We start from the raw sequence: 19767 nt of genomic DNA, 5'->3' as shown, positions 1-19767 counted from the left end.
ATTCGCCCGTCACTCGCCGCTCGCCCGTTCGGGTGGACGCGCCCGCCGTCGCCTGTCGCCCCCCGGGGCACGGACCATCCCCTAAGGACCATAGAGACCCTGCAGACGCAATGACCAACTTCGACTTTCCCGCCTTCCTGGTGCTGGCCTCCGTGGTGACCGGCGCGATCTGGCTGCTCGACGCGCGCTGGCTTGCCCCGCGTCGCCGTGCCGCCGCCGGTGGCGCCCCGGTCAAGGAGCCGGTGGTGGTGGAGTATGCGCGCGCCTTCTTCCCGGTGATCTTCGCGGTGCTGATCCTGCGCTCGTTCGTGGTCGAGCCCTTCCGCATCCCCTCGAACTCGATGATGCCGACCCTGCTCACCGGTGACTTCATCCTGGTCAACAAGTACGCCTACGGGCTGCGTCTGCCGGTGCTCAACGCCAAGTTCGTCGACATCGGCGAGCCCGAGCGTGGCGACGTGGTGGTGTTCCGCTTCCCGCTCGACCCCTCGACCGACTACATCAAGCGGGTGATCGGGCTGCCCGGCGACGTCATCGGCTATCGCGGCAAGACCGTCTATCTCAACGGCGAGCCGGTGGCCCAGCTGCCGATCGGGCGCTACACTGGTGTCGGCTCCGGGCGAGAGATGACCGGCGCGCGCGAGGCCCTCGAGAGCCTCGACGGGGTCGAGCACAGCATCCTCACCCGTTCGCGCGCCCCCGATCTGCCGCCCGGCTGCCGGGTGCTCGCCTTCGGTTCGGTCAAGGTGCCGGAGGGGCAGTACTTCGTGATGGGTGACAATCGCGACAACAGCAACGACAGTCGCTGCTGGGGCTTCGTCCCGGAGGAGAATCTGGTCGGCAAGGCGTTCGGCATCTGGATGCACTGGGACGGTGCCCGCGACGGCCTGCCGATCGCCTGGTCGCGACTCGGCGACGGAATCGACTGAGGTGCGAGCGATGCCGACACGCAGATGCACGACGCCCGCCCGCCGGCAAGCTGGGGCCGGGATCCTCTCCTTCACGATCCTGGTCGGGCTGGCGGCCTTCTTCATCACCCTGCTGCTCAAGCTCGGGCCGATCTACATGCAGAACCTGACCATCCAGTCGGTGATGGACGGGCTCGAGGATCCGGTCGAGCCGGTGGGCAGGAATCCGCGCAAGATCACCGACTATCTCATGCGCAATCTCGACATCAACGGGATCACCTCGGTCTCGGCGCAGGAGTTCGTCATCAAGCGGACCGATGCCGATCGATTCAGCGTGGTCCTCGAGTATGAACGTCGCACGCATCTGTTCTTCAACGTCGATGTCGTGCTCACGTTCCACAATCAGGTGGAAATCAGCACTCAGTGAATGCAGACCCCAGACGGCTGGCCCGTGTGCTCGGGCACGAGTTCGCCCGCCCCGAACTGCTCGAACAGGCCCTGACGCACCGCAGCGTCGGCCCGAACAACAACGAACGTCTCGAATTCCTCGGCGATGCCCTGATCGGGCTGCTGATCGCCGAAGCGCTCGGCCATCGCTTCCCCGAGGCCGACGAAGGCACGCTCAGCCGTCTGCGCGCGAGCCTGGTCAAGCGCGAGTCGCTGGCCAAGCTCGCCCGCGGCATCGAGCTGGGCGACTACATGCGCCTGGGGGCGGGGGAGCTGCGCACCGGCGGTCACGCCCGCGACTCGATCCTCGCCGATGCCCTGGAGGCGGTGCTCGGCGCCGTCTATCTCGACGGTGGCTTCGCCGTGGCCAATACCGTGGTGGCCAAGCTGTTCGCCGAGCGCCTCGAGCAGACCAGCATCGACCGTTCCGGAAAGGACCCCAAGACCCGGCTGCAGGAGTTCCTCCAGGCCCACAAGCGGCCGTTGCCGGGCTATACGGTGATCACCATCGAGGGTGATCAGCATGCACAATCCTTCACCGTGGTCTGTGCGCTCGGCGATGCCGATCTGACCACCCGAGGCACCGGCACCAGCCGGCGCCGTGCCGAACAGGCGGCCGCCGAGGCCATGCTGGAGATCCTCGAACATGAATGACGCCATCACCGGTCGCTGCGGCACCGTCGCCATCGTCGGGCGCCCCAACGTCGGCAAGTCGACGCTGCTCAACCGCATCCTCGGTCAGAAGCTCGCGATCACCTCGCACAAGGCGCAGACCACGCGCCACTCCATCCTCGGGGTCAAGAGCCGCGCCGAGGGACAGATCCTGTTCGTCGACACCCCGGGCATCCATCGTCGCGGCGAGAGTGCGCTCAACCGCTATCTCAACCGTACCGCGCGCGCCGCGCTCGCCGACACCGACCTGATCCTGTTCGTGGTCGAGGCGCTGCGCTGGACCGAGGAGGACGAGCAGGCGCTCGCCGCCGTCGCCCGCGCCGGGGTCGAGTGCATCGCGGTGATCAACAAGGTCGACCGGGTCGAGGACAAGGAGGCGCTGCTGCCCTTCCTCCAGACCCTGGGCGAGCGTCACGCCTTCCGCGAGCTGTTCCCGGTCTCGGCGGCGCGCGGCAGTCAGGTCGAGGCGCTGGAGCAGGCGGTGCTCGCCGCGCTCCCCGAGGGCGAGCCGATCTTCCCCGAGGACCAGCTCACCGACCGCTCGGAGCGCTTCTTCGCCGCCGAGCTGCTGCGCGAACAGCTCACCCAGCGCTATGGCGAGGAGCTGCCGTATCGCACCACGGTCGAGATCGAGCGCTTCGAGGCGGTCGACGGGCGCTATATGATCAACGCCCTGATCTGGGTCGAGCGCCCGGGACAGAAGGCGATCATCATCGGCAAGCAGGGCGAGTCGCTCAAGGCCACCGCCACCCAGGCGCGTCTGGAGATGCAGAAGCTCTTCGACTGCCCGGTCCATCTCGAGGTCTGGGTGAAGATCAAGAAGAGCTGGTCGAGCGACGAGGCCGCGCTCGCGCGGCTCGGTTACAGCGAGGACTGATCGGCGGCGGTGAGCGCCAGCGCCTCTCACGGCTTCGTCCTGCACCGGCACGACTATCGCGACACCAGCCTGCTGGTCGAGCTGTTCTGTGTCGGTCGCGGGCGGCTGCCCGCGGTCGCCCGCGGCGCGCGGCGCGCGCGCTCGGGCGGACGCGCCGCGCTGCTCCAGCCCTTCCAGCCGCTGTGGCTGGAACTCGGCGGGCGCGGCGAGGTGCGCACCCTGACCCGGGTCGAGGCCGTGGGCCGACCCTATGCGCTCGCCGGTCGGGCGCTGCTCTGCGGTTTCTATGTCAACGAGCTGCTGTTGCGTCTGCTCGGTCGCGAGGACCCGCACGATGCGCTGCTCGACGACTACCAGGTCGCGCTCGCGGCACTGGCCGCGGGGGACGACCTCGAGCCGGTGCTGCGCCGCTTCGAGCTGCGCCTGCTCGATGCCCTGGGGTATGGCCTCGCGCTCGATGTCGAGACCGCCACCGGTCGGCCGGTGCGCGCCACCGCCGACTATGTCTTCGAGCCCGAGCAGGGGCTGCGCGCGGCCACCGCCACCGATGACCCGCGACTGTGCTGCCGTGGCGCCACCCTGCAGGCGCTCGCCGCCGACGCCGCGCCGGCCGACGCCGCGCCGGCCGACGCCGAACGCGCGCGCGAGGCGCGGGCGCTGCTGCGCGCCATGCTCGCCCCGCATCTCGGCGAACGTCCGTTGCGCACCCGCGCGCTGTTCCAGCAGTGGTATGGCGGGCGCGAGCGTTCATCCCCACACTAGATTGAGTGGCGACGCCGGTCATGGCGCCGCCTTCCCGACCGTACGAAGCGAGGAGAAATCCCTTGAGCACGCATGCCAACGAGGTGCTGCTGGGCGTCAACATCGATCACGTCGCCACCGTGCGCCAGGCGCGCGGCACCCGCTACCCCGAGCCGATCCAGGCGGCGCTGGTCGCCGAGCAGGCCGGGGCCGACGCCATCACCCTGCACCTGCGCGAGGACCGTCGTCACATCCAGGACCGCGACGTCGAGCTGCTGCGCGGCATCCTGCAGACGCGGATGAACCTGGAGATGGCCGCCACCGCCGAGATGGGCGAGATCGCCGCCCGGCTGCGCCCGCACGATTGCTGTCTGGTCCCCGAGCGACGCGAGGAGCTGACCACCGAGGGCGGACTCGACCTGATCGCCAATCAGGCCCATCTCACCGATTTCTGCGCCCGTCTGGCCGAGGCCGGGGTGCGGGTGTCGCTGTTCGTCGACCCCGAGCCGGCACAGCTCGACGCGGCGCGCGCCATCGGCGCCCCGGTCGTCGAGCTGCATACCGGCCACTATGCCGATGCGCAGACACGCGAGACCCGCGCCGAGGCGCTGGCGCGCATCGAGCGCGCCGTCGATCACGGTCTGTCGCTGGGCCTGCAGGTCAATGCCGGGCACGGGCTCGACTACGACAACGTCAAGCCGATCGCCGCCATCCCCGGCATCACCGAGCTCAACATCGGTCATGCGATCATCGCCCGCGCGCTCTTCTCCGGACTCGATCGCGCGGTGCGCGACATGCGTGCACAGATCGCCGTGGGCAGCCGTCGCTGAGAGGCATGCGCCGTCGGGGGAGGGCGCTCGGCGTGCCCGATCGACATGACCCTTTCGATCGGAACATGCCCGACGTCGTTCCCCGACCTCGATCTGCGGGCTAGACTGTGCCGCGGGAAAATACTCCCGTCAGCCAAAGCCAAGAGCCATGTCCGCAGATACCCTGATCTTTTTGCTTGCCATCGATCGCGGGGTGGGCCCCGCGCCTCTGACCCGTCATCGCCCGAAGGCGGCCGTTCCCTTCGGTGGCAAGTTCCGGGTGATCGACTTCGCGCTGGCCAACTGTCTGCACTCCGGGCTGCGTCAGGTCCTGGTGATCACGCAGTACAAGAGTCACTCATTGCACAAACACCTGCGCGATGGCTGGTCGATCTACAACCCCGAACTCGGCGAGTTCATCATCCCGGTGCCGGCGCAGATGCGCGACGGCAAGCACTGGTACGCCGGGCCCTTCGACGCGATCCGCCAGAATCGCAACCTGATCGAGCGCAACCGCGCGCGCCAGGTCCTCGCGCTCGATGGCAGCGCCGTCTATCGCATGGACTACAGCGAGATGGTGCACGCCCATGTCGACGCCCGCGCCGAGGTCACGGTGGCGGTGCGCGAGGTCGATCCCGGCGCGCCGCCCTCGCAGACCCAGGCCCGCGTCGAACTCGACGAGCACGACCGCATCGTGCGCATCCTGCCGGCCGAGCGCGCCGGTGAGATCACCGGCGAGCGCGCCTTCGAGACCATGGGCGTCTATGTCTTCGATCGCGGCTGGCTGTTCGATGCCTTCGCTCGCCGCGAGAGCGCCGATGCCGAGGTCGGCCCGCTGCCCCCGGATCGTCATCTCGCCAAGGACGTGCTCGCCCATCTCACCCAGAGCCACCGGGTGCGCGCCTATCGCTTCGGTCAGGAGCGCGGGCGCGTCACTCCGGATCGCTACTGGTGCGATCTCTCCTCGGTCGATGCCTACTATCGCGCCAACATGGCGCTGTTGCGCCCGCAGCCGCCGCTCGATCTCTACCAGGACGACTGGAACATCCGCACCGCCCAGGGGCAGTATCCGCCGGCGCGTACCGTGCCCGGCGCGCGCAGCGGCAACGAGGGGGTGTTCGTCAACTCGATGCTCGCCGCCGGCACCGTGATCAGCGGCGGTGGGGTCAATCACTCGATGCTGTTCCCCTGCGTGCGCGTCGGTGACAGCGCCATCGTCGAGGAGGCGATCCTGTTCGACGGCGTCGAGGTCGGCGCCGAGGCCCATCTGCGCAACTGCATCGTCGAGAAGGGCGTGGTGGTGCCGCCGGGCGAGCAGGTCGGCATCGATCCCGAACGCGATCGCGAGCGTTTCGATGTCTCGGAAGAGGGCATCGTGGTGGTGTCCAGGGACGTCGAGTGGTAGCGGCGGCCACGCCGCAGACGGTCTATCGGACCCTGCTCGCGGCCCATGGCCCCCAGGGATGGTGGCCGGCCGAGACCCCGTTCGAGGTCATGGTCGGCGCCATCCTCACCCAGAACACCAGCTGGCGTAACGTCGAGCGCGCGCTCGACCAGGTCCGCGCCGAGACGGCGTTGAACGCCGAGGCGCTGCTCGCGCTCGATCCGGCGCGGCTGGCCGAGCTGCTGCGGCCCAGCGGCTACTACAGGGTCAAGACCCGACGCCTGCAGGGATTCTGCAAGCGCTATCATGCCGCTGGCGGTCTCGAGCCGCTCGCCGCGCTCGCCACCCCGAGGCTGCGCGAGTGGCTGCTGGCGACCCCCGGCATCGGCCCGGAGACCGCCGACGACATCCTGCTCTATGCCTTCGCGCGCCCGGTGTTCGTGGTCGATGCCTATACCCGGCGACTGTTCTCGCGGCTCGGGTTGCTCGGCGGTGACGAGGACTACGAGACCATCCGCCGCTGGTTCGAGCGGGCGCTGCCGGACGATGTCGCGCTGTTGCAGGAGTATCATGCGCTGATCGTGGCGCACGCCAAGCATGCCTGCCGGACCAGGCCGGTCTGTGCGGGGTGTGCGCTGCGGGCGTGCTGTCCGTCATCGAAACCGACCCAGGTGAGCTGAGACGAGGATTGCGAGACCATGCCGCGAGTCGATAACCACACCTTCTACGATGACGCACTCAAGACCCACGGCACCAATGCCGAAGGGGTGCAGTGGATCTCCGAGGAGACCCAGCGGGTACGTTTCCGGGTGCTGCGCGAGTTGCTGCCCGAGGACCTCTCCAGCGTCGAGCTGGCCGATGCCGGCTGTGGTTTCGGCGACTTCCTCGTCTATCTGCGCGAGCGCGACCAGACGCCGGGGCGCTATCTCGGTCTCGACGTGATGGCGCCGATGATCGAGACGGCGCGCGCGCGCACCGGCTGCGAGATCCGCCAGTGCGACGTGCTCCAGGATCCGCTGCCCGAGGCCGATTACTACGTCTGCAGCGGCGCCATGAACATCCTCACCTGGGATGAGACCCAGAGCTTCATCCGCAACTGTCTCGCCGCCAGCCGTCGCGGTTTCGTGTTCAACCTGCTCAAGGGCCGCGACACCTCGCTCATCTACAATTGCCGCCGACCCACCGAGATCCAACAGCTCGCTGATACCTTGAATGCGACCATGAGGGTGCGTGAGGGTTATCTGGCGGGGGATTTCAGCGTATTGCTCGAACACTGCTGACTCGATGCATTGAGATCGATCTGATCGCTGTTGACGCCATCGACCGATGTTGGGTTGCTGAAAAACAGCAACCCAACCTAAATCGCTATGTCATCTCGCAGGTTGAGTTGCCCGTTCCTCACCCTCTCATCGCAACAAAACAGCGTTTAGCGCATCCAAGGTTTCAATCCTTGTTGTATGGGTTGAGCATTGCGGCCGTGCTCGCCCATCTCTACCCGGCAGCGATCCCTGCGTTTCAATCCTTGTTGTAATGGATTGAGCATTGCGGCGCGCGCGCGCACGAGGACGCCGAGAACCCCGACTGGTTTCAATCCTTGTTGTAATGGATTGAGCATTGCGGCGCGCTGACGGTGGCGACATGAGCACCCTGCTCCCGCCGTTTCAATCCTTGTTGTAATGGATTGAGCATTGCGGCGCACCCCTGAGCTAACCCGAGAGGGAACCCGTACGTTTCAATCCTTGTTGTAATGGATTGAGCATTGCGGCATGAGCATGAGCACGAGACCGACCGATCGAGACGGGTTTCAATCCTTGTTGTAATGGATTGAGCATTGCGGGTCGGGTGATGGGTTTTTCTGGGAGCAGACAACGAAGTTTCAATCCTTGTTGTAATGGATTGAGCATTGCGGCTCCCCCCTCAAGCCTGAATCCCTCCCCTTTTTGCGGTTTCAATCCTTGTTGTAATGGATTGAGCATTGCGGCGGCGCCCGCTGCGCCGGTCGCCAGTCCTCGGCCAGGTCCGGTTTCAATCCTTGTTGTAATGGATTGAGCATTGCGGCGCAAATTCCCTAAAAAGCATTTTGAATCAAGCGCTTGGTCTTTTCTGCCGAGGCTCTTGAGTGGCGAAAAATAGATGCCTTGCACCGATGTATGCCCTGTTTTCTCGCTGTCTGACATTGACACTTTTGATTTTATGTCTTTTTTATCAGAAGGTTGCGTCAGTGGCGTTGGGGGTCGGTGATATTTTTTGCTCAGCAGTCTGAGTCGAGGTCGCTGCGGGCAGTGGTATTGCCGTGGCCCGATAATATCAAGTCGGTGCGATCGGTGTCCTCTGTGTGTGCGCTTCGGATGTGCGGCAGTGGCCAGGGTGGGCGGGGCGTTCGCCCGGGCAAAGGCCCGGACGTCCATAGTAGACTTATCCCTTTTGGCGGGAAGATACCGTGTTGCAACTTGTGGCGATCGCCGGGGGCGGCGCGCTCGGGGCGTTGTCGCGCTTCTGGATCTCGACCGGCGTCTACCGGGTGCTGGGGCGTGACTTCCCCTGGGGCACCCTGGCGGTGAACGTGATCGGCTCCTTCCTCATGGGGCTGCTGTTCGTGCTGCTCACCGAGCGGCTGGCGGTGGCGGCCGAGTGGCGCGGCGCCGTGCTGGTCGGGTTTCTGGGGGCCTTGACGACCTTCTCGACCTTCTCGATCGAGACCCTGAACCTGATCGAGCAGGGGGCGCTGTTGCGCGCCACCCTGAACGTGGGCGCGAGCGTCGGGGTCTGCGTGTTGCTGTGCTGGGCGGGCATCGCCCTGGGGAGGTCACTGTGAGTCAGAACGAAGCGATCATGGTGCGGGTCTATCTCGCCGAGTCCGATCATGAGCTCAAACCCCTGGTGCACGCCCTGCGCGACGAGCTGGGGGTGCGCGGGGTGACGGTGCTGCGCGCGATCGAGGGCTATGGTCCCTCGGGGCGCGCCCACGCCGCCTCGCTGATCGATCTGTCGCTCGATCTGCCGCTGGTGGTGGAGTTCTTCGATGCCCCCGAACGTGCCCGTGCGGCGATCGCCCGAATCCGTAATCAGGTGAAACCGGGGCACATCGTGTCCTGGCCGGTCACCGTCGAGTCCTGAGACCCAAGGAGACTACATGCTAGACCCACGACTGTTGCGCAACGATCTCGCGCGCGTCGCCGAGCTGCTCGCCCGTCGCGGCGTGACCCTGGACACTGCCCGTTTCGAGCAGCTCGAACAAGAGCGCAAGCGGCTGCAGGTCGAGGCCCAGACGCTGCAGACCGAGCGCAACACCCGCTCCAAGTCGATCGGCAAGGCCAAGGCCGCGGGTGAGGATATTCAGCCGCTGCTCGCCGAGGTCGCCGACCTGGGTGATCGGCTCAAGGCCGCCGAGCAGGCGCTGACCGAGTGCCAGGGCGAGATCGAGTCGATCGCGCTGGGGCTGCCGAACCTGCCCGACGACAGCGTGCCGGACGGGCGCGACGAGGCCGACAACCGCGAGGAGCGGCGCTGGGGCGAGGTGCCGAGCTTCGACTTCACCCCGCTCGATCACGTCGACCTGGGCGCGCGCAACGGCTGGATGGACTTCGATCTCGCCGCCAAGGTGACCGGCTCGCGCTTCGTCACCCTGTCCGGGCCGATGGCGCGGCTGCATCGCGCGCTGATCCAGTTCATGCTCGACGTGCACACCACCGAGCACGGCTACACCGAGACCTATGTCCCCTATCTGGTCAACGCCGACAGCCTCTACGGCACCGGTCAACTGCCCAAGTTCGAGGAGGATCTGTTCAAGGTCCCCGGCGAGCGCGATCTCTATCTGATCCCGACCGCCGAGGTGCCGGTGACCAATCTGGCGCGCGACTGCATCTTCGAGGCCGATGAGCTGCCGCGCCGCTGGGTCGCCCACACCCCCTGCTTCCGCAGCGAGGCCGGTTCCTACGGCAAGGACACCCGCGGGATGATCCGTCAGCACCAGTTCGAGAAGGTCGAGCTGGTGCAGGCGGTGCCCGAGGCCGAGTCCTTCGCCGCGCTCGAGGCCCTCACCGGGCACGCCGAGTCGATCCTGCAACGGCTGGGGCTGGCCTATCGGGTGGTGACCCTGTGCACCGGCGATCTCGGCTTCTCCTCGCGCAAGACCTACGACCTGGAGGTGTGGCTGCCGGGTCAGCAGGCCTATCGCGAGATCTCCTCGTGCAGCAACTTCGGCGACTTCCAGGCGCGGCGGCTGCGTGCGCGCTGGCGCAACCCCGAGACCGGCAAGCCCGAGCTGCTGCACACCCTCAACGGCTCCGGGCTGGCGATCGGTCGCACCCTGGTGGCGGTGCTCGAGAACTACCAGCTCGCCGACGGTCGGGTGAGCGTGCCCGAGGCGCTGCGCCCCTACATGGGCGGTCTCGAGGTGCTCGGCTGAGTCCGGGCGCGCCGCCTCAGCGCGTCTGCGGGATATAGACGTAGGCGCGCGCCACCCCGGCGCCGACGATCTCCAGTGCCTTGCTGTCGTAGAAGTGCCCGAGCGCGGCGAGTGCGCCCGCCGGGTAGTCGCCGAGATCGACCTGATTGGCGGTGACCCGGTAGCGGCCCTCGCCGGGCGGCAGCTGCAGATAGACCGCGCAGGGGTTGGAGGTACAGGTGCCGGTGTCGCCCGGCGCCAGGGTGATGCTGCCCCAGTCGGTGACATGGCGGGTGGCGGTGGCGCAGCCGACGAGGCTTGCGACCAGGACGAGAACGACAGGTCCGGCGCCGCAGACGGCGCGTGCGGGCTGATGCATGACGGGCTCCGGCCGGTTGCGACCGGCGCGTGTTCGGCAGGTGTCGTCAAGCATAGCGGCGGCGTCGCCGGCTGTCCCCGAGGTTCGTCGATGATGTACTGCTCGGGTGGGGACGCCCCATTTGATCAATGCCCTTGCGCCCGTCAGAATGCGGGTTCCGATGAGTCGCCCCGGGGTGGGGCACGTGGGCACGGATGTTGTTCTATGCTGATCGCCCAAGGGTCAGGGAGACGGAGCCGTGGCGCATGCTCGGTCGCGACCCCTCCCTCCGCCCGTCGCATGTCTGTCTCGCCCCCTAACCGAGCACGATGAGAAAAGGTTCCAGTCTCCGTTGTCCCGCCATCCCGAGCCGTCCATGAAGTCGATCGATGCCTGGGCATGTCTCGATGCCCTCGAGTGTGCGATCGCGGTGATCGATCCCGAGGGGCGGGTGCTCTACAGCAACCGTCAGCAGCGCGCGACCCTGCCGCTCGGTGTCTGGGCGGTGCCGGAGGGGCCTGGCCAGGTGCTCGATCAGGCGCGCCAGGGGGTCCGTGAGGTCTGCCAGGGGCGGCGCGCCGACTTCTCGCTCGAATACGTCTTGCCGCTCGAGGGCGAGACCCGCTGGCTGAGTCTCGGCGCCCGTCTGCTGAACGATGGCGAGGAGGCCGAGCGGCAGGTGCTGGTCGCCCATCGCGATGTCTCCGCATATCGGCTGACCGAGCAGGCACTGGCGCTCACCCAGGGGCAGCTCGGCAGCGTGCTCGACAACTCGCCCGACCTGATCTTCTTCAAGGATGAGAACGGGCGTTATCTCGGTTGTAACCGCGCGCTCGGCGCGCTGGTCGGTCGCGAGCCGGCGGAGATCATCGGTCAGGATGATGAGGCGCTCTTCCCTCCCGAGGTCGCCGCGCGGGTGCGCGCCGATGATCGACTGGTGCTCGAACAGAAGCGCGCGCGCCGCTTCGACTTCTGGTACAGCGACGCGCGCGGCCAGCGCCTGCTCTTCGACGTCCTCAAGACCCCCTATCACGGTCCCGACGGAGAGCTGCTCGGGGTGATGGGCTGCGGGCGCGATCTCAGCGCCCTGTATCGCACCCAGACGCTGCTGAGCGAGGCGCAGGCAATCACTGCGCTGGGCAGCTGGGAACTCGACCTCGCCACCGGTCGGGTGTTCTGGTCGGCGCAGCTGCTGGCCATCCTCGGGGTCGATCCCGGGACCTTCGTCGCCAGCGAGCAGGGGCTGCTCGAACGGGTCCATGACGAGGACCGTGGCCGCGTCGCCCGGGTACTGGATGCGGCGCGGTGCGGTATTGCCACCGAGGACGTCGAGCATCGCGTGGTGCGCCCGGACGCCGGGGTGCGCTGGGTGCGCCAGCGCATCCGGATCGTGCCGGGGGATCGTGGCGAGCCGTTGCGGGTGTTCGGCTCGGTGCTCGACATCACCGAGGATCGTCGCGCCCAGGAGGCGCTGCGCCAGAGCGAGGCGCGCTACCGCGCCCTGTTCGAGGGCGCCGAGGAGGCGATGTGGGTGATCGACGGCGCCGACCTGAGCTGTCTGGCCAATCCGGCCGCGGCGCGGCTGTTCGGCTATGACAGCGCCGCCGAGCTGACCGATGTCCATCCCGGCGCGCTCTCGCCCGAGTTCCAGGCCGACGGGCGTCGCTCGGCCGACAGCAACGCCGAGGTGCTGGGGTTTCTCGCCGAGCACGGCAGCGCCCGTTTCGAGTGGCTGCACCGGCGGCGCGACGGCTCGACCTTCCCGGCCGAGGTGCGCACCCGGCGCATCGAGCTCGAGAGCGGACGGCTGCGCGTGGCGATCATCCGCGATCTCAGCGAGCAGCGCCGGCGCGAGGACATCCTGCGCCTGACCAACGCGGTGTTCGAGAACACCGCCGAGGGCATCATCGTCACCGATGCCGACGGCGAGATCGTCGCGGTCAATCCCGCCTTCACCGAGATCACCGGTTACACCCCGGAGCAGGTGCGTGGTCGCAACCCGCGACTGCTCAAGTCCGGTCGTCAGGGTCAGGACTTCTATCGTCAGCTGTGGCGCGCGCTGCTCGAGCAGGGGCGCTGGCAGGGCGAGCTGTGGAACCGGCGCAGCAACGGCGAGCTCTATCCGCAGTGGATGAGTATCAACGCCATCCGCAACCACCACGGTCAGGTGGTCAACTATGTCGCCATCTTCAGCGACATCACCGAGCGCTACCGCTCGGCCGAGGAGATCGAGTATCTCAGCAACCACGACCCCCTCACCGGCCTGCCCAACGCCCGGCTGCTGAAGCAGCGCCTGGCCCAGGCCGTCGACCTGGCGACCATCCATCGTCAGCGCCTCGGGGTCTTCTATGTCGATATCGATCGCTACAACGACGTCATCGCCAGCTACGGTCACAATGTCGCCGACACCGTGCTCTGCGTGCTCGGCGAGCGGCTGAGCGAGTCGACCGGGCTGGGCGATCTGGTGGCGCGGCTGAGCGACGACACCTTCGTCATCCTCACCGAGATCGAGGGCGAGATCTCCGCCGCCTCGGCGTTCGCCGCGCACTATCTCGCCATCTGCTGTCAGCCGATCGAGATCGCCGGTCACGGTCAGCTCACCCTCAGCGCCTCGGCCGGCGGCGCGCTCTATCCCGGCGACGGCGAGAATGCCGCCGAGCTGCTGCGCAATGCCGCCTCGGCGCTGCTCTCGGCCAAGCGCAGCGGGCGGCGCTCGATCGCCTTCTACCGCCCCGAGATCACCGCCGCGGCGGTCGAGCGCCTGGCGCTCGAGGAGGCGCTGCGCATTGCCCTGGCCGAGGAGCAGTTCGTCGTCCATTATCAGCCGCTGGTCGAGCCGCAGCAGAACGGCATCCACGCCGCCGAGGCGCTGCTGCGCTGGCAGCGTGGCGGTCAGCTGGTGATGCCCGGGGTCTTCATCGACATCATCGAGAGCAGCGATCTGGTGGTGCCGGTGGGGCGCTGGGTGATCGAGGCGGTGCTGCGCCAGATGCGGCTGTGGCGCGACGCCGGGCTGCCCGAGATCCGCGTCTCGGTCAATGTCTCCGAGCCGCAGATCACCGCCGGCGGGCTGGCCGAGACCATCGCCGACCTGCTCGAACGCTACGACATCCCCGCGCGCCTGCTCCATATCGAGCTGATCGAGCGGGTGCTGCTGCAAGACCCGGAGCGCGCCCTGGCCGAGCTGGAGCGACTGCGTGCCCTCGGTATCGGCATCTCGCTCGACGATTTCGGCACCGGTTATTCCAGCCTCAGCTATCTCACCCATTTCCCGGTCGACTTCATCAAGATCGATCGCAGCTTCATCAACGACCTCGCCACCGACGGACGCAGCCGCGCGATCGTACGCGCCATCCTGTCGATGGCGCGCAATCTCGATATCGGCACCGTCGCCGAGGGCGTCGAGGACCTTCGCCAACAACGTATCCTCACCGCCGAGGGCTGCGACCTGATCCAGGGCTATCTGATCAGCCGCCCGGTCTCGGCCAATACCCTGACGCGCATGCTCGAAGACCAGCAGCGTGCGCGAGGCCCTCGTCGCTCACCCCAGCGCGCCCTGGTCCCGACGGCGGGCTGACGTCTCCACCCCTCACTCCCAACGCACAGGAGATCGCCACATGACGACCACCTTCAGCGCCTATCGGATCGACCGTCGCGACGGCGCCCAGCAGCTCGAGTTCACCCGGCTGACCGAGGCCGACCTGATGGAGGGCAATGTCACCGTCGCGGTCGAGTACTCGACGCTCAACTACAAGGACGGGCTGGCGCTCACCGGACGCTCGCCGATCGTGCGGCGCTTCCCGCTGATCCCCGGCATCGATTTCGCCGGTCGGGTGGTGGAGTCGGGCGATCCGCGCTTCCGCCCCGGCGATCGCGTGGTGCTCAACGGCTACGGGGTGGGGGAGAAGCACTCCGGCGGCTATGCCGGACGCGCCCGGGTGCCGGGCGACTGGCTGGTGGCGTTGCCCGAGGGGCTGACCAGCCGCCAGGCGATGGCCATCGGCACCGCCGGCTACACCGCGATGCTCGCGGTGCTGGCGCTGGAGTCGCACGGACTCGAACCGGGCGCCGGCGAGGTGCTGGTGACCGGCGCCGCCGGCGGTGTCGGCAGCATCGCCGTGGCGCTGCTGGGACGGCTCGGTCATCGTGTCACCGCGGTCACCGGACGACCGCACGAGGCGGACTATCTGCGCGAGCTCGGCGCCACCGAGATCCTCGATCGCGCCGAGTTCACCCAGCCCCCGCGCCCGCTCGAATCCGAGCGTTGGGCGGCGGCGATCGATGTCGCCGGCGGGCTCACCCTGGCCAACGTGCTCAGTCGCATGCAGCGCGCCAGCGCGGTGGCCGCCTGCGGGCTGGCCGATGCGATGGAGCTGCCGACCACGGTTGCGCCCTTCATCCTGCGCGGCGTCACCCTCTACGGCATCGACTCGGTGATGGCCCCGCACGCGCTGCGCGAGCGCGCCTGGTCGCGACTGGCGCGCGATCTCGACCTCGACCGGCTCGAGACCATGACCCGCGAGGTCGACTTCGCGCAACTGCCCCAGGCCGCCGAGGAGATCCTCGCCGGACGGGTCCGCGGTCGCACCGTGGTGCGCATCCCCGAGGCCGACTGAGCCGCGCCACTGGCATCTCGCCCGCGGCGGACCCATCTCCCTACCCAATGGGGGCGCGCGGAGCGCGCCCCGTCGACCGAATCGACCACGCCGCCCAGGGACGCGCGCCGTGTGCCACCCGAGTGCCTGCCGCACTGTCGCAGACGCATCCGGCCGACCGCACCGGGCGCCGCCGCGATAGAATCGTGCATCGCCTTAAACCAATGAATTCAGCCATGAACGCTCAAGCCGCACCGGCTCCGCGCAGCGATGACGCGACCCTCGACGTCGCCGCGCTGCGCGCCCAGTTCCCCATCCTCTCCACCCAGGTCGATGGTCGCCCGCTGGTCTATCTCGACAGCGCCGCCTCGACCCAGCAGCCGCAGGCGGTGATCGCGGCGGTCAGCGATTATCACCGTAGCGCCCACGCCAACATCCATCGCGGCAATTACCGCCTCTCGCAGCACGCCACCCGGCTCTACGAGCACGCCCGCGCGGCGGTGGCGCGCTTCCTCAACGCCGCCGAACCCGCCGAGTGCGTGTTCACCCGCGGCACCACCGAGGCGATCAACCTGGTCGCCGCCACCTGGGGGCGCGCCAACCTCGGCCCCGGTGACGAGATCCTGCTCTCCAACCTCGAACACCACTCCAACATCGTCCCCTGGCAGATGGTCGCCGAGCAGACCGGGGCGCGTATCCGCGTCATCCCCATCGACGATGCCGGCGACATCGACCTCGACGCCTATCGTCGGCTGCTCTCGCCGCGCACCCGGTTGGTCGGGGTCAACCAGGTCTCCAACGCCCTCGGCACCGTCAACCCGGTGCGCGAGATCATCGAGCTGGCCCACGCGCACGGCGCCCTGGTGCTGGTCGACGGCGCCCAGTGGGTCGCCCACGGGCGCACCGACGTGCGCGCGCTCGATGCCGACTTCTACGCCTTCTCCGGCCACAAGCTCTACGGCCCGACCGGGATCGGCGTGCTCTATGCCAAGCGCGCGCTGCTCGAGGCGATGCCGCCCTACCAGGGCGGCGGCGACATGATCGAGCAGGTCAGCTTCGAGGCCACCCGCTATGCCGCGCCGCCGACCCGCTTCGAGGCCGGCACGCCCAACATCTCCGGCGCGGTGGGGCTGGGCGCGGCGATCGACTGGATCGAGTCGGTCGGCTTCGAGCGCATCAGCGCCCACGAGCAGTGGCTGCTGCGTCATGCCACCGAGCGTCTGGAGGCCATTCCCGGGCTCGCGCTCAAGGGCCGGGCGCAGCGGCGCAGCTGCGTCACCTCCTGGGTGATGGAGGCGCCGGCGATCTCCAGCCTCGACCTCGGCACCGCGCTCGACCTGCGCGGCATCTGCGTGCGCACCGGCCACCACTGCTGCCAGCCGCTGATGGAGCGGCTCGGCGTGGCGGCCACGGTGCGCGCCTCCTTCGGGGTCTACAACACCCTCGAGGAGATCGACACCCTGGCCGATGCGCTGACCGAGATCGCTGACGAGACGCGCGCGCGTCAGGCACGGGTCGCGCCCGTCGCCGAGACCGCGCTCGACTACCCGGGGCCGAGCGCCGACTCGCCCGCCGCCGCCGCCGCGCAGATCGCCGACGACTTCGAGCTGCTGCCCGACTGGCCGACCCGGCACGAATACATCATCGACCTCGGCGGTCGGCTGCCGCACCTGCCCGCGTCGATGCAGAACGCCGCGACGCATGTACAGGGGTGTCAGAGCCAGGTCTATATCGCCGCCCGCGCCATGCCCGACGACCCCGAGCGCGTCGAGTTCCTCGCCGACAGCGACGCCGAGCTGGTGCGCGGGCTGATCGCGCTGCTCCAGCAGCTCTACTCCGGGCAGCGCGCGCGCGACATCCTCGACTTCGACGCCCGCGCCTTCTTCGCCCGGCTCGGGCTCGACGGGCATCTCAGCATGAACCGGCGCAACGGACTCGAGGCGATGGTGCAGCGACTGCGTCAGGTGGCCGCGCGTCAGGTCGCGGCGGACGCCTGAGCGAATGCGTTGGCACGGGGCCGGACGGCCCCGTGCCGGGGGAGGGTGGGGCGCGCCTCAGCGCACCGCCATGATCAGCACGATAACCAGCGCCGCGACTGCGCCGAGCGGCACGATCGCCGCCGCCCAGTCACCCTTCTCGGCCTTGGGGCCGTGCTCCTGCCAGCGCTTGTAGACCGGCCAGAGATAGAACAGCATCAGCCCGAGCAGGGCCGCGGCCATGATCTTCAGGAACAGTTCCATGGTGGAGACCTCCGGCGAGACAAACAAAAGCCCCGGCGCGGGGCCGGGGCTGTTGCGGGGCGAGCAGGGTGATTACTCGTCGCCGCCCATGATGCCGAGGATCTGCAACAGGCTGATGAAGATGTTGAAGATGCTCAGATAGATGCCGTAGGTGGCCATGATGTAGTTGGTCTCCTCACCCCGCGCGATCCGGCTGGTATCGAACAGGATGAAGCCGCTCATCAGCAGGATGATGGCCGAGGAGATCGCCAGCGACAGCGCCGGCATCTGCAGGAACAGGTTCGCGATCACCGCGATCATCACCACCATCATGCCGGCGAAGATGAACCCGCCCATGAAGCTGAAGTCACGCTTGCTGCTGAGCGCGTAACCCGACAGCCCGAGGAAGATCGCGGCGGTGCCACCGAAGGCCAGACCCACGGTCTGCGGGCCGTTGGGCAGCGCCAGATACATGCTCAGGATCGAGCCCAGACCGAAGCCCATCAGGCCGGTGATCAGGAAGATCACGCCGATGCCGGCCGAGGAGTTGGCGGTGCGCGGCAGCACGAACATCCCCAGCACCATGGCCACGATCACCGAGGCCAGGTAGGTCCAGGAGGGCATCGCCAGCGCGATCGACAGCATCGCCGTCAGCGCGCTGAAACCGAGGGTCGCGGCCAGCAGCAGGTAGGTGTTCTTGAGCACCTTGTTGGCCGAGACGGCCGACGGGGCACTCTGAACGAAGGAAAAGTTGTTGTTGGCCATGTCGTGCATTCACTCCTTATGGTCGAACAGGTTGGGAAACCGAGTTGATCGCTGGGTGAGACTGATTGCGATCTCTCAAGTTCCAGAAGGATACCTGACCCGCCGCCCCGCGCAAGCCCGACCGGACTTGGGAAAACGCCCGAGTTGCGGTATCCTTCCATCCCCGCCAGATGCGGACGACCGGCGCCAACTCAAGCCGTCCCCAAAGGTCGTCTCGCGCGTGCCCCGGAGAGGTGGCTGAGCGGTCGCAAGCGACGGTCTTGAACGCGGCCCGTCACGGCGGAAAAAGTTATTGGAGGGATGGCAGAGCGGTTGAATGCACTGGTCTTGAAAACCAGCAAGGGTTAACGCCCTTCCAGGGTTCGAATCCCTGTCCCTCCGCCATATCAATCAAGCGCTTGCAGCCCATCTGCTCACGGTTCGCTTGATTCTGGAAACCCGCCTCTCGGCGGGTTTTTTCGTTTTGGGGCCGGTATGACCCGTGGGCACATGAAGCCGGTCGGTTGGGTTGGCCATCCTTGGCAAGCCAACGGCTGAGCCGTCGCTTGACGATGACCTCGATCGTCTTCTGGCGTCGATCGGGCTCGTTTGTTTGCCCGTCGCGACCGCCATCGCTGCCTCGATGACCGGTGAGCGATGGGCAACCCAACCTACGGGGCTGTCAACGCCTCGTTGAGGATTGGGCAGTCTTCTTCACTCGCCTGTCGTTGAATCGCCTCAGCCAATATCGGATTGGCTTCAGATCTTTCAATCATGCGTGCCGCAATGTATTGGTTAGAACAGGCAAGATTGGCGAGATAGCCCGCTTGTTCCTGCAGGAATTCTTCCTCACTGGGCGGGTCGGGCCAATTAGCGAAGAGGCCGCATTGGTCATAGATTGCCTGTGGGGCTTGCTCCGGTGAAATCACCGTTGGCGTCAACGGCAGATCGAAGGCAATCGACCAGAATTTTTCGATGCTTGTAGAGATTCGTTTTTTCGATGATTCAGAAAGTATGTCAGAGTAAATTTCAAGATCGTATTCCGTTTTACTAATAAGATTGAAGCTTCTTCTGTATGCGGAGTCCATGATATCCATAGGCTCTATGTATTCCGCGTATTCCGTGTATCTCGTGTATTCCATGTATTCCCTGAAGTCTGTGGATAGGGAATGATTGCTGGTTGTAGCTGTTTTAGGTATTAATGGTTTAGAGATTTCAATTCTTCTAGGAAGGGATTTTGCTAATCTGAGGTTGGAGAGTGTTAGATTGGCATTCTCGAAGTCTGTTGAATAAAAATTCGCTTCTTGAAAACTGCCCCCTTGTAGTTGTGCCTCGCTGAGATTGGCGCCCTGTAGTTGCGCCCAGTTGAGATTGGCCCCCTGCAGTTGCGCTTCCCTGAGGTCAGCCCCCTGCAGTTGCGTCCGGTGGAGGTCGGCCCCCTGCAGTTGCGCTTCCCTGAGATCGGCCCCCTGCAGTTGCGCTCCGCTGAGATTAGCCCCCTGTAGTTGCGTCCAGTTGAGATAGACCCCCTGTAGTTGCGCTCCGCTGAGATTGGCCCCCTGTAGTTGCGCCCAGTTGAGATCGACCCCCTGTAGTTGCGCTCCGCTGAGATTGGCCCCCTGAGAT

Annotated in this window: 19 protein-coding genes, 1 tRNA gene and 1 CRISPR repeat array; of the genes, 16 read left to right on the top strand and 4 right to left on the bottom strand. The window is 66.8% G+C overall.

Annotation, left to right across the window (positions count from 1 at the left end):
- The first annotated feature begins 110 nt into the window (after positions 1 to 110).
- From lepB to serS, 12 genes are all read left to right on the top strand, one after another.
- Complete coding sequence (gene lepB / locus EBL85_RS13795; protein WP_062275028.1) at positions 111 to 929, top strand: signal peptidase I; 819 nt, start codon at positions 111 to 113, stop codon at positions 927 to 929.
- Between the two features lie 10 nt (positions 930 to 939).
- Positions 940 to 1335, top strand: coding sequence for a DUF4845 domain-containing protein (locus EBL85_RS13790; RefSeq protein ID WP_123143206.1), 396 nt, complete (start codon positions 940 to 942; stop codon positions 1333 to 1335).
- On the top strand, positions 1332 to 2009 hold the full coding sequence (gene rnc, locus EBL85_RS13785; protein ID WP_123143205.1) for a ribonuclease III: 678 nt from the start codon (positions 1332 to 1334) through the stop codon (positions 2007 to 2009). The genes EBL85_RS13790 and rnc overlap by 4 nt, the downstream gene beginning before the upstream one ends.
- Entirely contained in the window at positions 2002 to 2904 is a 903-nt protein-coding gene (gene era / locus EBL85_RS13780; RefSeq protein ID WP_123141028.1) for a GTPase Era, read from the top strand. The genes rnc and era overlap by 8 nt, the downstream gene beginning before the upstream one ends.
- A 9-nt stretch (positions 2905 to 2913) precedes the next feature.
- Positions 2914 to 3666, top strand: a complete 753-nt coding sequence (recO, locus tag EBL85_RS13775) for a DNA repair protein RecO (RefSeq protein WP_123143204.1) — start codon at positions 2914 to 2916, stop codon at positions 3664 to 3666.
- 62 nt (positions 3667 to 3728) lie between these two features.
- Positions 3729 to 4475 carry a pyridoxine 5'-phosphate synthase gene (gene pdxJ / locus EBL85_RS13770; protein WP_200189290.1) on the top strand — a complete coding sequence of 249 codons (747 nt, stop codon included), beginning with the start codon at positions 3729 to 3731 and terminating at the stop codon, positions 4473 to 4475.
- Between the two features lie 148 nt (positions 4476 to 4623).
- A complete protein-coding gene (locus tag EBL85_RS13765; protein WP_123143202.1) occupies positions 4624 to 5859 on the top strand; it encodes a sugar phosphate nucleotidyltransferase in 1236 nt (411 codons plus the stop codon).
- Positions 5853 to 6518, top strand: coding sequence for an endonuclease III domain-containing protein (locus EBL85_RS13760; RefSeq protein WP_123143201.1), 666 nt, complete (start codon positions 5853 to 5855; stop codon positions 6516 to 6518). The genes EBL85_RS13765 and EBL85_RS13760 overlap by 7 nt, the downstream gene beginning before the upstream one ends.
- Before the next feature lie 18 nt (positions 6519 to 6536).
- The gene (locus EBL85_RS13755; RefSeq protein WP_123143200.1) at positions 6537 to 7118 is read left to right on the top strand and encodes a class I SAM-dependent methyltransferase; all 582 of its coding nucleotides are present in this window, start codon (positions 6537 to 6539) and stop codon (positions 7116 to 7118) included.
- Positions 7119 to 7277: 159 nt separating this feature from the next.
- Positions 7278 to 7897: a CRISPR direct-repeat array (repeat unit 37 nt; unit sequence GTTTCAATCCTTGTTGTAATGGATTGAGCATTGCGGC).
- A 381-nt stretch (positions 7898 to 8278) separates the two neighbouring features.
- The gene (gene crcB, locus EBL85_RS13750) at positions 8279 to 8653 is read left to right on the top strand and encodes a fluoride efflux transporter CrcB (protein WP_190287942.1); all 375 of its coding nucleotides are present in this window, start codon (positions 8279 to 8281) and stop codon (positions 8651 to 8653) included.
- Positions 8650 to 8955: a DUF190 domain-containing protein gene (locus EBL85_RS13745; protein ID WP_123140912.1), complete on the top strand. Its 306-nt coding sequence runs from the start codon at positions 8650 to 8652 to the stop codon at positions 8953 to 8955. Before crcB ends, EBL85_RS13745 begins: the two co-directional genes overlap by 4 nt.
- A 16-nt stretch (positions 8956 to 8971) precedes the next feature.
- The gene (serS, locus tag EBL85_RS13740; RefSeq protein WP_123143199.1) at positions 8972 to 10246 is read left to right on the top strand and encodes a serine--tRNA ligase; all 1275 of its coding nucleotides are present in this window, start codon (positions 8972 to 8974) and stop codon (positions 10244 to 10246) included.
- A gap of 16 nt (positions 10247 to 10262) precedes the next feature.
- Here serS and EBL85_RS13735 read toward each other — a convergent pair whose 3' ends face one another.
- Positions 10263 to 10604 (bottom strand): hypothetical protein, encoded by a 342-nt coding sequence (locus EBL85_RS13735; protein WP_123140961.1) that lies wholly within the window; start codon positions 10602 to 10604, stop codon positions 10263 to 10265.
- Positions 10605 to 10959: 355 nt separating this feature from the next.
- Between EBL85_RS13735 and EBL85_RS13730 the strand changes: the two genes are divergently transcribed.
- The 3 genes from EBL85_RS13730 to EBL85_RS13720 all read left to right on the top strand — a co-directional run bounded on the left by EBL85_RS13730 (position 10960) and on the right by EBL85_RS13720 (position 17175).
- Complete coding sequence (locus tag EBL85_RS13730; RefSeq protein ID WP_123143198.1) at positions 10960 to 14160, top strand: bifunctional diguanylate cyclase/phosphodiesterase; 3201 nt, start codon at positions 10960 to 10962, stop codon at positions 14158 to 14160.
- Between the two features lie 40 nt (positions 14161 to 14200).
- The gene (locus EBL85_RS13725; RefSeq protein WP_123143197.1) at positions 14201 to 15199 is read left to right on the top strand and encodes an MDR family oxidoreductase; all 999 of its coding nucleotides are present in this window, start codon (positions 14201 to 14203) and stop codon (positions 15197 to 15199) included.
- Between the two features lie 215 nt (positions 15200 to 15414).
- Positions 15415 to 17175, top strand: coding sequence for a SufS family cysteine desulfurase (locus EBL85_RS13720; RefSeq protein ID WP_123143196.1), 1761 nt, complete (start codon positions 15415 to 15417; stop codon positions 17173 to 17175).
- A 57-nt stretch (positions 17176 to 17232) separates the two neighbouring features.
- On the opposite strand, the gene EBL85_RS13715 is transcribed toward EBL85_RS13720, so the two are convergent.
- Entirely contained in the window at positions 17233 to 17418 is a 186-nt protein-coding gene (locus EBL85_RS13715; protein WP_005224143.1) for a hypothetical protein, read from the bottom strand.
- A 72-nt stretch (positions 17419 to 17490) separates the two neighbouring features.
- Positions 17491 to 18162: a Bax inhibitor-1/YccA family protein gene (locus tag EBL85_RS13710; protein WP_062275071.1), complete on the bottom strand. Its 672-nt coding sequence runs from the start codon at positions 18160 to 18162 to the stop codon at positions 17491 to 17493.
- 294 nt (positions 18163 to 18456) lie between these two features.
- Here EBL85_RS13710 and EBL85_RS13705 point away from each other — a divergent pair.
- Positions 18457 to 18546: transfer RNA gene (locus EBL85_RS13705), tRNA-Ser, on the top strand.
- A gap of 266 nt (positions 18547 to 18812) precedes the next feature.
- On the opposite strand, the gene EBL85_RS17485 is transcribed toward EBL85_RS13705, so the two are convergent.
- A partial coding sequence (locus EBL85_RS17485; protein WP_223806152.1) for a pentapeptide repeat-containing protein occupies positions 18813 to 19767 on the bottom strand: 955 nt, incomplete at its 5' end.

The organism is Marichromatium sp. AB32 (genome assembly GCF_003718675.1).
GTDB lineage: Bacteria > Pseudomonadota > Gammaproteobacteria > Chromatiales > Chromatiaceae > Marichromatium > Marichromatium gracile.
This window is presented reverse-complemented; position numbering and strand designations above follow the sequence as displayed.

What these genes read in the sequence shown, in the direction of transcription:
- EBL85_RS13730 (WP_123143198.1), top strand. Translation starts at nt 10,960, where the DNA reads ATGAAGTCGATCGATGCCTGGGCATGTCTCGATGCCCTCGAGTGTGCG.
- lepB (WP_062275028.1), top strand. Translation starts at nt 111, where the DNA reads ATGACCAACTTCGACTTTCCCGCCTTCCTGGTGCTGGCCTCCGTGGTG.
- EBL85_RS13735 (WP_123140961.1), bottom strand. Translation starts at nt 10,604, where the DNA reads ATGCATCAGCCCGCACGCGCCGTCTGCGGCGCCGGACCTGTCGTTCTC.
- EBL85_RS13755 (WP_123143200.1), top strand. Translation starts at nt 6,537, where the DNA reads ATGCCGCGAGTCGATAACCACACCTTCTACGATGACGCACTCAAGACC.
- EBL85_RS13710 (WP_062275071.1), bottom strand. Translation starts at nt 18,162, where the DNA reads ATGGCCAACAACAACTTTTCCTTCGTTCAGAGTGCCCCGTCGGCCGTC.
- EBL85_RS13715 (WP_005224143.1), bottom strand. Translation starts at nt 17,418, where the DNA reads ATGGAACTGTTCCTGAAGATCATGGCCGCGGCCCTGCTCGGGCTGATG.
- era (WP_123141028.1), top strand. Translation starts at nt 2,002, where the DNA reads ATGAATGACGCCATCACCGGTCGCTGCGGCACCGTCGCCATCGTCGGG.
- serS (WP_123143199.1), top strand. Translation starts at nt 8,972, where the DNA reads ATGCTAGACCCACGACTGTTGCGCAACGATCTCGCGCGCGTCGCCGAG.
- EBL85_RS13765 (WP_123143202.1), top strand. Translation starts at nt 4,624, where the DNA reads ATGTCCGCAGATACCCTGATCTTTTTGCTTGCCATCGATCGCGGGGTG.
- EBL85_RS13720 (WP_123143196.1), top strand. Translation starts at nt 15,415, where the DNA reads ATGAACGCTCAAGCCGCACCGGCTCCGCGCAGCGATGACGCGACCCTC.
- EBL85_RS13790 (WP_123143206.1), top strand. Translation starts at nt 940, where the DNA reads ATGCCGACACGCAGATGCACGACGCCCGCCCGCCGGCAAGCTGGGGCC.
- EBL85_RS13725 (WP_123143197.1), top strand. Translation starts at nt 14,201, where the DNA reads ATGACGACCACCTTCAGCGCCTATCGGATCGACCGTCGCGACGGCGCC.